The following is a 14,592-nucleotide window of genomic DNA, read 5'->3' as shown; positions in this document are numbered from 1 at the left end:
ATGGTTCATATGAGTAAATGCAATGCATTTCCAAATATGAATAAGATTTTGTCTTTGTGTAATTAAATGATTGATGACTTTGATGATTTGTTACTTAAGGCAAATGGGTATTTTGATTAGGTAACATGTAATAAAAAACATTTTGTTAAAACATTTATAGCAAGTTTGCATTTTATAGAAAGCCTGTTACCTTATATAACAGGTTTTTTTCTTTTCACAAAAATAGGAAGTTAATATCATGAAACAACTTAAAAACAAAAAATTAAAATTGGTAAAAATTTTAACTTTAACAGCAGCATCTGCGCCATTAGTTTTTACATTGGCTTCATGTTCATTGTTGAACACTAGCAAAGATACAATAAAATGAGCTACAACAGTTAATCCATTTTCAAATTCAAAAGTTCCTTTTGGTACGACATTTGTTGATTCACCATCTACAACTTATTTCAACTCATTGTTTTTAAATCTTGTTAATTATCAAACAACAGGAAAATATGAATTTGATAAAGATACAGGGCAAGCTACACAAACACCAACACCACATATGTATCTTGAGGGTGCAAAACAAATAGATATTTATTATACAGCTGATCAAAAAGTAGATGATTTTGATAAAGAAGATAAATCAACACAAGATCAACCAAAAAACAAAATTAATGGTAAAGATAATAATGAATTAAAAAAATACATTCATACTATAACTGACAATAAAGATAAACCTTATTTTGATACTTCAAAAGCAATTCAAGCTTTAAACAATGCAACAAAAGTTGAATTTACTATAAGAGATGGATTGAAGTGAAGAGATAAAAATGGAAATATAGTTGATAGTGTTACAGCTAAAGATTTTTATTCAGGAATGACAGGTTATTATAGGTCGGTTCAATATGGACTAAATGCTAATAGTTATTTCTTTTCGTTGGCTGGTATTGATGTTGATAAAACGCTTGGTAAAGAGAATGAACCAAAAGATAATAAATTTACTGTTTATATGACATCAACACCATCTCCATACTTATTAGACATCATAACAAAAGGATATTTTGCAGCAATGCCAAGTAACAATCCAGAAGTTAAACCAATTTTAACTTTAGGAACAAATAATGATGTTAATAATCCAATTAAATTAACACAAGATGAAAAACCTGTTATTGATCAAGTAAATACTGATTGAGATAAAGTTTATGGTGGTGGTAACCAACAAACTGATGTTGATGTTTGAAGTGCTGGACCATATTATGTTCAAAAAACAACTTTACAAGATGTTGCATTTAAAGTAAATCAAAGCTATTTTGAAAATGTTAATGGTGTTGGTAAACTTGAAGATAAGATTGAAAATGTAATTTTATTTTATGGAAATTCATTTGGTACAGCAGAAAAAATTTATAGAGGGTTTACAACTGGTGAATTGGATTATGCTCCAGTTCCAGCAGCACAACAATTAGAAGCTGTTTTAAAATATACTGGAACAGGAAACTTACAACCAGTAGTTGCTTCAAAAACTACACAAGGTCAATTTATTGCATATAACACAGATATATATAATAATGATGGAAGTTTAAAATCAAATGTTGGTCAAGTTTATGCAAAATTTGTTGATAAGTTTTATACAGAAGGTAAAAAGATAAGAAAAGCAATTAATACTTTAATAAATTATCCAAAGCTTGCTGAACTTGTGTGAAAACCTGGTAAATATGATTATTCTCTATCAAGCTCTCCATATGGTTATTTGAGCTATACAAAAAATGGTGAAAATAAATCTACACTCCAATATCAACAAATTAGAAATGGTAATTTTGAAATTAATAATGAAAAAATAAAAGGGGTTGCTGGAGATTTTAATAGATTAATTAAAATTGATGAATACATTATTCCTCAAAACATGATGACCGAAGAAGAAAAAACTACACTTTCTGAATTAAGTTCAGCTTTAGATAGTATTGGTGCAACTGCATCAAACCCATTACAACTAGACTATAGAACTCTTGTAAGTACTTATACACCAGAACAAACAAAATTCTTACAACAACTAATTGATTGAATAAGAATAATTAGCAACAATAGAATAGTATTTAATTTGGTTAGTAGAACAAATCAAACTGTTACTGATTATTTTTACAATAGTAATTCACCAATGGGTTCATTTTTATGAGGACCAGATTACAACGCTGTTGGTACATGAGTTGGTTATTATTTCCAATACAATTATAGTAGTGATGGCAAACCAATAATGACTAATAACAAAAAACAAACTGATATTAATATTGGTGTATCAATTAATACTAAAATGCCACAACTTTGACCACTATTGTTTAAAGAAATGCAAGAAGCTATGAAATCATCACCAACTAATAATGGTAATGGTTTTAATGAATCTACTGGGTGAAATGATAAACAATCATGACAAAGAGATTTATGAAAACATTTAGTTGAAAAAGGTTCAATTAAAAAATGAGATGGAACTAATAATGTTAAAAATGCAAAAGAATATAAAGTTACAGATATTAGTAGTTCTTTAGATTCTCAAATTGCTATTTGAGGTGATTTAAATCAATTTAATACTTATGCATTAGTACAATGAATTGATGATCAATATCCTTTTATTCCAAATTATGAATCAGGGTTAGATTTTAAATCGTTTAATGTTGTAAGATCTCAATTTAATGTTTTACCTTCATTAAATTCAAACACTAATTTTAAAGACTGATCTTTGAAAAAATAATTTTAAATAGCTCCCATTATGTTTAATTGACATAAGGGAGTTTTTAATTTTTATATTTTATTTAATATTTATAAATTGTATTTTTTAAGATTAATAATATAATATCAAATATGAATCTAGAAAAAATAAACATAAATCAAACATTTAATCAATTTAAAAATATTAGACCATATGATACTGAAAAGACATCATTAATTGTTTTTGCTTGTGTGTCTATTGTTTTTCCAATAGTTTTAAATTTTGTTTTTTATATTTTGTCAGAGTTTGTTTTTAAGGGTAATACTAACTTATTACAAAGTTTTAGGTTGTGATATGTTTTGGCTAACTTATTGTTTCAAGCAATAAGTTTTTTTGTTTTTGCAATAAGGGATTTTAGATGATTTGTATCAAATAGAATTTATTGTTATTTTATTTATACACTTTTTTCTCCCTTAATATTATCTTTCATTAGTTCATTTATAGCTAGCACAATAATTGATTTTCTTTTAAAAATAGCTATAGTTTTTTTTACTTTCTTTAGACATGATTATGTTTTAGGTTTTTTTAAAAGACTTAAAAATTGAAAGAATATCATTATAACTATACTTTTAACAGCAATCGGAATTGCAATGTTTTATTTGCTAAGTTTTATAATGATTTCTTTAACTAAATTATTTGCTACTAATGATGTTTCAAATAACCAAGAGTCTTTGAACAAATATTTAAATACAACATATGGAATAATATTGTTATTTTTCCTATCTTGTATTTTTGCACCTATAATTGAAGAATTTGTTTTTAGAATGTTTTTAATAGATATTTTAAATGGAAAATGATTTGGATATATTTTATCTTTTATTTTGTTTGCCTTTCTTCATATTCAAAACACTTTTGACTGAACACACATTCTTATGTATTTACCATTAGGGATTGTAAATGGTTTGATTTATAAATTAACTAAAAATATTGTTCCATGTATTTCTATTCATTTTATTTGTAATTTAGTTGCTTTTATTTCACTTATTGTTACAAGATAAAATTGTTTTTATTTAATTTATTAATATTTTTTAAAAAAGTAATTTTTTGCTATTTTACATTTTTATAAATTTGTTATAATTATTTCATAAATTTTGATTGCGAATTTATTATGAAAGAAAAAAACAACGATAAGAATGAAAATCAAGATGATGTAAGTTCAAAAGAATCTAAACAAAAAAACAATAGCAAAAAAGACGATAATTCATCATCAAAAGATAAAGAAAAAACCACAAAAAAAGCATTAGAAGATAATTCTAATGATGATTTGGTGCATCAATCTAATAATGAAAATGAGCAGTTAGACAACAAAGAAAAACAAGAAAATTCAAATCAAGAAGAAGTTAATAATGATGCAAATGCAGATAATTCTAATTTAACAAAAGAGGAAAAAGAAGCCCTTGAATTAGAAAAATTACAATCACAATTAAAAGAAATAAATGTTCATGAATTAATTAAAAAAGAAGAAGAAAAATCAAAACAAGAAGCTACTGATGTAATTTCAAAAACTCAAAATCAAGAAAAAATAGAAACTTTAGATAACGAAAATAATAAAGAAGATAAAAAAGTAAAAAGTGAATCAGATGAATTAAAAACACCTGAAGAAAAAGGTGAAATTGAAATACAAGTTTTAAGTTCTAAAGAGTTGGAAATACAACAAAATATAAATGTTATTAAACAAGAACTTAAAGCTAATAAAACTTTTAAAGAAAGATTTAAAGATCTTTTTAAATCTAAATCTTTAAAACAAAAAGAAGAAGAATTAATTACTAAAAAAGCAATTAAAGCTCAACAAAGATCTAAATCAAAAAAAGAAGTTAAGTTTATATTAACTCAATTTAAATCTACAATTGGATGATTCTCAGTTTTTTATTCAAGATCTGATATGAAATGAAGAATTCTAATTGCTTTCCTTGTTGGTTTACTTATGAGTTTTGTGTCTATTGTAATGATACAAAATACAGGTGTTATTATTAGTGGAATGTCAGGTATTTTCCAAGGTATTGCAAGAATTACTAAAACAGCTGTTTTAAAAGGTAATCTTCTTAATGGTGACTCAGCTGAAGTTTTATATACATCCATGTTTTATGGGTTTTATTTAGTTGTAAGTATTCCATTAATTATATTTTCTTATTTTAAAATTGGTAAAAACTTCACAATATTATCTTCAATTCCTGTTGTTGTTTCAACTGTTGTACCATTATTAATTAATTTAATTCCTGGTACAAAAGAATTATTTGTGTTTGGTGATACACGTCCTGAAGTTATAAAAATTTCTGGTTCATCGCTTGATGCTGTTAATGGTGAATTATATGAGTTTGGTGTTCAAATGTTAACTTTCCAAAGTCATACAATTAATGGTACATATATAACTGATGGTTCTAAGTTTTGATTTATGTTTATGTACACAGCTGGTGCTGGATTACTTAATGGTTTAGCATACTCTATGGCTTTAGCGGTTGGTGGAAGTACTGGTGGTCTTGATTTTGTGTCATTCTACTATTCATACAAAAAGAATAAATCAATTGGGAAAATGCTTTTATTTTTTAATATGGGTTCAGTTCTTTTAACATCAGTTGTTGGTGCTTATATTCCAGCCATAATTGCTGATGGTAATGCTGGATATGAAAGATTTTTCTCTCAAAACTTAGTTAGTGGAATTATTTATTCAATTTTAGTTGCTTTAGTTATTAATTTATTATTCCCTAAAGATAAAGCAGTTAAAATTACTATTTATAGTGAAAAAGCTCATAAAATTAGAGATTATTTATACTCTAAAAACTTTAATCATTCTCTAACAATAAACACAACAACTGGTGGATATAGCATGACAGAAAAGAAGAATATTGAAATTATTTGTATGTTTATTGAAATACCTAAAATTTTAAGAGAAATAAGATATTGTGATATTGATACACTAGTTACAATAACTCTGTTAAAAGGAATTGAGGGAAAACTAAGAATTGAAAATTCTATTAATTAATTTATTTTTTGAAAATACAGCTAAATTATAAAAAGGCTGTATTTTTATTTTTATATTTTATATTTTTTTATTTTTAAAAACTTTTATGTTGTTGATATTTAATATTAAAGAGTTAATATATAATAAATATTTTCAACAAAGGAGCTAATAATGTCAAAAAAATTATTGTCTTTTTTGTCTGGTGCATTAGCTCTTTTTGCAATAGGTTCAGTAATAGCTTATTTTGTTGTTACATCAGTTGATCAAACAACCAAAATATCACAAAATCAAATTACAGACTATCAAAAACTTGATGATCCAGAAACTTATCAAAGAGGCTATAGAGCAGATGATCAACACTTAAAATGAATTAGCGAAAGAAGTTTCTCTTTAAGATTTTTAGCAAGTAAATATACATATAAATTAGATGGTTCTAGAGTAAGAGAATCATATTTTATAACAGGTACAGCTTGAATTGTTCAAAAAGATATGAATTCTGAAAACACGTATTATTTAGCCACTAATATGCATGTGTCTTCTGTTGCTGCAAATGATTCTAAACAATATAAGAAATCAGAATTATTGGGTAGTACTAATTGAATTTCAGAAAGTGGAACAGATTATTCTTTAAATGGTTTGGATGTTGGAATAATTGGTGAAAAAGATTCTGATGGAAATTATTCTCCTGGTACTATAAAATCAACACAAACAGAAGATGTTAAGTTAAGATATGTAGAAAATAAAAATAATTTAGGTTCTGTCACGCCATCATTAAAATATAGTTCAACAGATAGTGCTGACTTTAGTATAGTTTATTCAGCATTTGAAACGTTTAATAATTTTAAAGACATAGTTGATAATCAAAAATTAAGAGGAACTTATGTTTTAAATCCTACTGCTGATTTTAGTGTCTTAAAAGTTAATTTTTCTAAAATTTTGAATAACCCATCACTTTATTTTTATTCTAATGAATTAAAAATAATGTTACAAAATTACGATGCTCATCCTACAAAATTCACAAATACTTTTAACCCTAATGACACATTTTATGTTGGAGGTTTTCCAACAGCTGTATATAATAATCCTCAAAAATCAGCTACAAGATGAAGTGGTCTTTCTAATGTAAAAGTTAATGGTTTAGATCTTGGAGAAAAAACACCTGTATTTACATCACAAGTTCCACAACTTCCAGAAAATCAGAAGCAAAATAGACTTGAAAATGAAATAGAATATTCTGGTTTAGGTACTGATGGTAAAGAATATTACTCACATAGAAATGTTGCAGTTCAAGGAACAATGAATTATGTAAATTTATTAGGGGGAAGTTCTGGATCAATGGTGATAAATTCTAAAAATGAAGTTGTTGGAATTTATTGAGGTGGGTTGCAATATAGTTCTTCTAATAAATTATTATTTGAAGGTAGATTTGATTTTATAAATGTTGATGATGCACTTTTAAAAACTAATACTACTGTTTCTTTTTGAAATAAAACAAGTGGATGAAAACACTACTATAATTTAAAAGATGATTTAAATAAGAAAATTAATGGCAAATCTTTAGTTTAACAAATTTAATTTGATTAAATGTATTGCTTTATTGGATGAGCATACATTTTTTTTATTTTGTTTTAAAATAAATTACTAATATATTAATTTAGCTAATAGTGATTAAAAAACAATAATTAATTTTTAAAAAAAGTTCATATGTAATTTTAAGATCTTTTAAATAAAGATTATTTTAATGAAATTAATTGAGCAACAATAATGTTTATAAATGTTTTTTGTTCAAAATAATTTTTGTAACAAAAATAAAAATTATTATGAAAATGATTTGTTGAACTTAATTATAGCTTTTAGTTTTTTGATTCTTATTTTAGAAATTATTTTCAAATGAATTTATTAATTTTATTAAATTTGCTTCTGTAATTTTATTTTTGTAAAAAATAAAATTTTTTATTTTTAAACCATATATTATTTTTTTAAAACTTTATATACAATTAAGAATTTCTTAAATAAAAAAATGTTTCTTAAACTAAAATAATTAATATGAATATGACAATTATTAAAGATATGTATATTGATTCTCTTGTTAATCATAACAAGTTCAAAGATAGAGGAATTGAATATTATTCAAAAAATGAAGTATCAATAGAGCACGTAGATAACAAACATAATGGTGTTTATGTAAAATTTAATTCTAAAAATTATACAGGATACTTTATTTTTGAAAACAGTATAATTAAAAACTTCAAATGTTCTTGTAAAACATTTGAAGAATTTGGTGGCCCATGCAAACATATTATTGCTTCTTTTTACAAATATAATGAATATTTAGTTTTAAGAAACTTAATTGATATAAATAAAATTGATGATTTTAATTTAGGTTTTTCTTTGAATTTTTTTAATCATAAAGTCTATGTTATTCCTTATGTTGTTGTTTTTCATAAAAGCTACCCTATTATTTTAGATCAATTTTATAAAGGTAATATTTCAATAGATTATAATGGTGTTTTTTTAAATCTTAATCCTTTAATTAAAGATAAAAAAGAATTTTACAACATTATAAATTTTTTAAACCAAATAAGAATAGACGAACCACAATTTAGAAAAGACAATTTTAGAATACAGGAATCTGGTTTTAAACCTTTTTTAAAAATGTGTGCTGATTCTAATTGTTTTATAACTGATGAAACAGGAAATGTTCAAATATTCAATGAATTTAATGATGAAAAAAATAAATTATTTTTTCTAAATTTTGAAGATAAAGACTTAAAATTTAAGAAAAAAAATGATGGATTAATTGAATTAAAAAGTCATATAGATTTTTCAGATTTTTCTAAGCTTGATGATTGTTGTGTTGGTTTATTTACAAATAATGAAACAGCAATGAAATATTTTGTTTTTTTTGATTTAAATCAAGAAGAAAACTTAGACAACTTATATTCTTTTTTTAATTTTGGAATAAGAAAAGAAAATTTTGTTTATTTCTTTGAATTAATAACTAAAGCATTCTCTATTTTTAAATTTAGAATTGATTTAGATTTTATTCAAAAAAACAATTTATTAAATAGAGATCCCATTCTTGGTGTAACAATTGAAAACAATGAAGATTTAAATAATGTTGTTGTTAAAATTCATTATTTATATGGTGAACAAGTTTTTAATTTTAATGACAATAGTTCTGTAAATGGGATTGAAAGAAAATTTGATCTTGAACAAAAAATCTTGGAAAAAATAAAAAAACATTTGGGCGAATACATTGAAGAATTAAATCTTTTTGTTTTTGATAATCAACAGCAATTTGATAATTTATTAAAATGAGCTTCAAAAAATAAAGATAATAAAAATTATTTAATTAAACTTTCAAAATCACTTGTTTATAAACCAAGGGTAAAATCAAAATTTTATGTTTCAGGAATTATTACGGATGTAGACTATCTTGAAGTTAAATGATCTCTTGAAGGTTTTACAGATTCTGAAGCAATGCAAATAATTAATGCTTACTTAAATAAACAAGAATATATTATTTTATCGAGTAATAAAAAGATAAACATCAATAAAATAATAGATTTTACAAGTTTAGAAAATGAATTAGATTTATTAAATACAAATGTTAAAAACATAACTAATTTAAGCATTAGAACACCAAAATGAAATGCTTATTATTTAAATAAACAGTTTAAAGATGATGCTAAATTTAATGAATTTGTTAACAAAATTCAAAATGTTTCAAGTGTAGAAACAAATTTAAGTGAAACCTTAAAAGGTTTTTTAAAACCTTATCAATTAGATGGATATAAGTGATTAAAAAAACATTATTATTTAAAAACTGGATCTATACTATCAGATGAAATGGGATTGGGAAAAACAATTCAAACCATTTCTTTATTTGATGATATTTACAATTCAACAGAAACTAAAAAAACATCATTAATAGTAACCCCAAGTTCACTTATATACAACTGAGTAAGTGAATTTTCAAAATTTGCAGACCACATAAAAATAAAAGCTGTTGATGGTAATGGAGAAGAAAGAAAAAAAATTATTGAAGAAATGAATAAATATAATGTATTAGTGACTTCATATAATATGCTTTCAACTGATCTTGAACTTTATAAAAAAAAGAATTTTGAATTAATAGTTATTGATGAAGGACATTTAATAAAAAATCATTTTACAATTTATTCTAAATCTATTAAATCTTTAACATCAAACCATAAAGTTGCTTTAACTGGCACACCAATGGAAAACAACATTTTAGAATTATGATCATTATTTGATTTTGTAATGCCTGGTTTCTTAGGAGAGTTTTCACATTTTAAATCTAAATACAAAAATACAGCAGATAAAAAAATATTAGATAATCTTAAAGATAAAATATATCATTTTATATTAAGAAGAACAAAAAAAGATGTGTTAAAAGACCTTCCAGAAAAAAACGAAAAAACACTTTTTGTAGATCTAAACAATGAGCAAAAACTTTATTATTCTTTAATTTTTAATCAAGAAAAACAAAGTATTATAAATAAAGTTAAAGAAAACAAAACTGATTTCAAAAAAAATAATATGGCTATTTTTGCACTACTGACAAAATTAAGACAGATTTGTTGCTCTCCAAAGTTAATTATTAATGGAGCAAAAAATCATGGTTCAAAATTTGATTTATGTATTAGTTTAATAGACCAAATTTTGAAAAATAAAGAAAAGGTTTTGGTTTTCTCGCAATTTAGTGAAATGCTTAAATTGATGTCAGAAGAATTAAATAAAAGAAATATTAAACATTTTGTAATTACAGGTCAAGTTAACAAAAAGGAAAGACAAGAATTAGTTGATAGATTTAATGATGAAAAAAATGAAGATGTTAAAGTTTTTTTAATCACATTAAAATCAGGTGGTGTTGGACTAAATTTATCAACTGCTAATAATGTTATTCATTATGATCCTTGATGAAATTTAAGTGCAGAAAATCAAGCGTCAGATAGAGCTCATAGAATTGGGCAAAAAAACAATGTTAATGTTTTCAAATTAATTTCAAAAGATTCTATAGAAGAAAAGATAATTAATTTGCAAGATACAAAGAAAGCATTGATTGAAAATATATTAGATTTAAAACAAAAAAATATTGATTCTATACCAATTAGTGAAATCTTGGATATCTTAGGAATCAAATTTTCCTACTAATTTAAATAAAAAATTTTCTCCTTATCGATAATATAAAGATTTTTTTTGTATTTATATTTATCGATTTTTAATTTGTATATATAATTTTAATGTGGATATATTTTTATTAAATTTACTTCCATAAATAATAAAGAAAGGAGATAATTAGTGAATCAAGGTTTGATTAATATTGGTAATAAATTCAAAGCTACATTTGGAAAAATTAGAAAAAACAAATCTGAAAAAAGTGGTGCTAGTAGAGAATTTATTGCTAAATTATCTAGGGGTTTAATGCTTCCTATTGCAATCTTACCGGTTGCTGGTATCTTTTTAGGTGTTGGTAGTGCTATTGTTAACAACGCTGGTGGAGATGCTGGGTTAACTCTTTTTGGTAACTTTTTAAAAGTTCCAGGAGATGTTATTTTTGGGGCATTACCTGTTTTATTTGCAATTGCTATTGCTATTGCATTCACTAGAGATGCTGGGCCTGCAGGTTTGAGTGCGCTTGTAGGTTTTCTAGTCTTTTCTGGTTTACAATCCGCTGTAATTTCATCTGGTACAGCTGTTACAGATGCATCTGGCGCTGTAGTTGGTTACAACATTTTATTTTATGGACCAGGGTCACTTGGTATTAAAGATTATGGTTTACCTGCATCATTGTTTGGAAATGTGTTAGGTATAAATCAATTAGTTACTTCTGTATTTGGTGGATTTATAGTTGGATTCACAGTTTCATTTTTATACAATAAATTTAAAAATATAGAATTACCAAAAGTATTAGGATTCTTCAATGGAGTTAGATTTATTCCTATTATTACTTTTGCATTAATGATTCCAATAGCATTCTTAGTATTAATTCTATGACCATTAATTGGTACTGCTTTTAACTATCTTGGGCAAGTTTTAGGTGGTAACTTATTTGGGTTTAACTCATTTATTTTTGGATACATTGAAAGATCATTAGTTCCATTTGGTTTACACCACGCATTCTATTCACCGCTATGATATACACAAGTTGGGGGTAGTTTAAACCTAACAGAAATGGCAATGACTTCTGGAGGATTAAAATTAGGATTAAATAGTTCTCAATCAACTTGACTTGAAATTGCACAATCATTTGGATATACTGGTGCTAATTCAGTTGCAGGGGATCAAAACTTATGATTCTTTGCTAACTCTTATTTAGTTGGTAAAACAGTTAATATTATTAATAATGGAACAACTGGAATGATGAATGCAATTGCTGGAACTCACACAATTACATTCTCTGATTTATCAGCTGTTTCTGGGATTCCAGGCATTGGCCAAGCTAGTGGTGCTTCTGGTGTAAACATTGGTCAATACTTACAAGGTAAATATGTGTTCATGATGTTTGGTTTACCAGCCGCTGCAGCTGCTATGGTTATGGCATGTCCTAAAGAAAATAGAAAAATGTCTCTATCAATTGTAGCTTCAGCTGGATTTACTGCATTCTTAACTGGTATTACTGAACCACTTGAATTTACATTCTTATTCTTAGCTCCATGATTATTCTGAGGATTCCATGCATTTATGTGTGCTCTAGCATTTGGTCTAATGAACTGAATCGGATTAATCTTCCCATCAGTTGCACCACATATTGGTATGACTTTCTCAGGTGGTATTATTGACTGAGTAATTTATGGTGGTATCCAAATTCAATATGGTTCAAATGCATGATGATCATTAGTGTTTGGTGTAATCTATTTACCTATATATTTCTTCTTCTTCTTATGAGCAATCAAGAAGTTCGATATTGCTACTCCAGGACGTGGAGAAAACACTAAACTATTTACTAAAGCAGATTGAAAATCAAAAACTGGTGAATCTGCAACACAAGCACAAACTTCAGGTAATTTAAATGTTACTGAAAATAGAGCCCTAGCTATTCAAGTTGTTAAAGCTTATGGTGGATTTGACAACATTAAAAATGTTGATGCATGTATTACTAAATTAAGAATTCAAGTTGCTAACCAAGACATTGTTGATGGTAATAAATTAACTTCTGAATTAGGAGCTAGTGGAGTTATAAAACCATCTAAACAATCTGTTTATGCTGTATATGGAGCTAAAGCTGACAGAATTAAAAATGAAATAAATGAAATGATTTATGAAATTGAACAAAACCCATCACTTAAAGATGAATTCTTAAAATATGGTGATAATGAACCAGTTAAATCATTAACATCACAATCAACACAAGAAGAAAAAAGTGATGAAAAAATTATAGTTAAGGCTCCAGTTAGTGGAAAAGTTGTTCCATTAGAAGAAGTTCCAGATGATACATTTGCACAACAAATGATGGGAACAGGTGTTGCTATTATCCCAAGTGCATCTACATTTGTTGCACCAATTAATGGAACAATGTCATTAGTATTTGAAACTGGCCATGCTTATACTTTTGAATCTAAAAAAGGAACACAAATTCTAATCCACATTGGTATTGATTCAATTAACTTAAAAGATAAGGATGGGAAGGATGTTAACCCATTCACACCAAAAGTTAAAACTGGAGATGCAATAAAAGTTGATAATGTTATTGCAAATGTTAAATTAAACCAATTAAAAGACTATGCAAAATCAATAGTTACTCCAATTATTGTTTTAGATGAATCATTGAAAGGAAGAGAAGTTAAGATTTTGAAAAAATCTGGAAACGTAACTAAAGGTGAACCTTTATTTGAAATAGGTCCAGTAAAAGCAAAATCTAACTAATCTATAGGTAAAATTATGAGTAATACTTTTAATAGTAATCGTAAAATGTCTAGATTAACATTAAACATAATTGGTTTAGTTGCAATGGGATTATTATATATTGCTGCAATACTTGTAACAGCAGCAGCACTATTAAAGCCAGATCTTAATGGAATATTTGCAAATAATAAAACTGGATCAATGTATGCATTTAGTGAATTAATTAGTAACACAAATGGAACTCAATCTAACATGCTTAATGGTTCAGCTTCATCAAGTAATGATAATAATGGTGTTTATACATATACATATACGTACACATCTAATTTAAATTGAAGATTAAGTGCTTTTGGAATTGCTACAATTGTAATTGTTGGTATAGCTTTAATTTATTCTTGTGTAACATTTATTATTTTTAAAGTAAATAAATTTACTTTTGCAAATTCTAAATCACTAACAGTTTGAAATCTTGGATTACCATTTGTTCTTGTTATATATGTATTCTTAATTACAATGTTAGCTTCACCATTAGGAGCTGGTAGCTGACAAGCAATGATAACAAAAGTAGTTGAAACTGAAAAGGTTCAATCTAGTACTGGTGGTGGCGCTGTTTCTGTTGTAGCTAGCACAGATTCAACTACAACAACTGAAACATTAAAAATTGTAAAAACTCAAATATCAGTTCAATTAATAGCTACAAGTAATGATCCACATTTAAGTATTTCTAATTTCTACTCACTAGCTATTGATGCTAGCAAATTAACAGGTGGAGATCCAACAAAACAAGCTGCAGAAATGATGAAAATGGTAGCTGCACAAACAAATAATGGAAATAACTTATCATATACTGGTTCTTTAGAATCACATTATTCTAGTGGTAGTATGTCAATATTACTTGGTACTGTATTAGTAATTGCAATTGAAATCACATTTGTTGCTAAATTAAGTGTTAAATTAAATAAAGAATTTATGGGTGTTGTTGAAGAACAACCTCAAGCAAACATCTAGTTCAATTTTTGTA

General features: G+C 25.7%; 7 protein-coding genes. All 7 read left to right on the top strand.

Features of this window, described 5'->3' with window-relative positions; translation table 4 throughout:
- Nucleotides 1-238: 238 nt before the first annotated feature.
- The 7 genes from EXC57_RS03695 to EXC57_RS03665 all read left to right on the top strand — a co-directional run bounded on the left by EXC57_RS03695 (nt 239) and on the right by EXC57_RS03665 (nt 14,579).
- Nucleotides 239-2,722, top strand: coding sequence for an MG321/MPN456 family lipoprotein (locus EXC57_RS03695; protein ID WP_129692656.1), 2,484 nt, complete (start codon nt 239-241; stop codon nt 2,720-2,722).
- Nucleotides 2,723-2,832: 110 nt separating this feature from the next.
- Nucleotides 2,833-3,738 (top strand): CPBP family intramembrane glutamic endopeptidase, encoded by a 906-nt coding sequence (locus EXC57_RS03690; RefSeq protein ID WP_004024782.1) that lies wholly within the window; start codon nt 2,833-2,835, stop codon nt 3,736-3,738.
- A gap of 110 nt (nt 3,739-3,848) precedes the next feature.
- Nucleotides 3,849-5,720: a YitT family protein gene (locus EXC57_RS03685; RefSeq protein WP_129692655.1), complete on the top strand. Its 1,872-nt coding sequence runs from the start codon at nt 3,849-3,851 to the stop codon at nt 5,718-5,720.
- Between the two features lie 150 nt (nt 5,721-5,870).
- Nucleotides 5,871-7,265 (top strand): DUF31 family putative serine protease, encoded by a 1,395-nt coding sequence (locus EXC57_RS03680; protein ID WP_004024780.1) that lies wholly within the window; start codon nt 5,871-5,873, stop codon nt 7,263-7,265.
- Nucleotides 7,266-7,745: 480 nt separating this feature from the next.
- A complete protein-coding gene (locus tag EXC57_RS03675) occupies nt 7,746-10,880 on the top strand; it encodes an SNF2-related protein (protein WP_129692654.1) in 3,135 nt (1,044 codons plus the stop codon).
- A 147-nt stretch (nt 10,881-11,027) separates the two neighbouring features.
- Nucleotides 11,028-13,592 (top strand): PTS transporter subunit IIABC, encoded by a 2,565-nt coding sequence (locus EXC57_RS03670; protein WP_004024777.1) that lies wholly within the window; start codon nt 11,028-11,030, stop codon nt 13,590-13,592.
- A gap of 15 nt (nt 13,593-13,607) precedes the next feature.
- Nucleotides 13,608-14,579, top strand: a complete 972-nt coding sequence (locus tag EXC57_RS03665) for a hypothetical protein (protein ID WP_004024776.1) — start codon at nt 13,608-13,610, stop codon at nt 14,577-14,579.
- Nucleotides 14,580-14,592 lie beyond the last annotated feature (13 nt).

It is taken from the genome of Malacoplasma iowae (assembly GCF_900660615.1).
Lineage (GTDB): Bacteria > Bacillota_I > Bacilli_A > Mycoplasmatales > Mycoplasmoidaceae > Malacoplasma > Malacoplasma iowae.
This window is presented reverse-complemented; position numbering and strand designations above follow the sequence as displayed.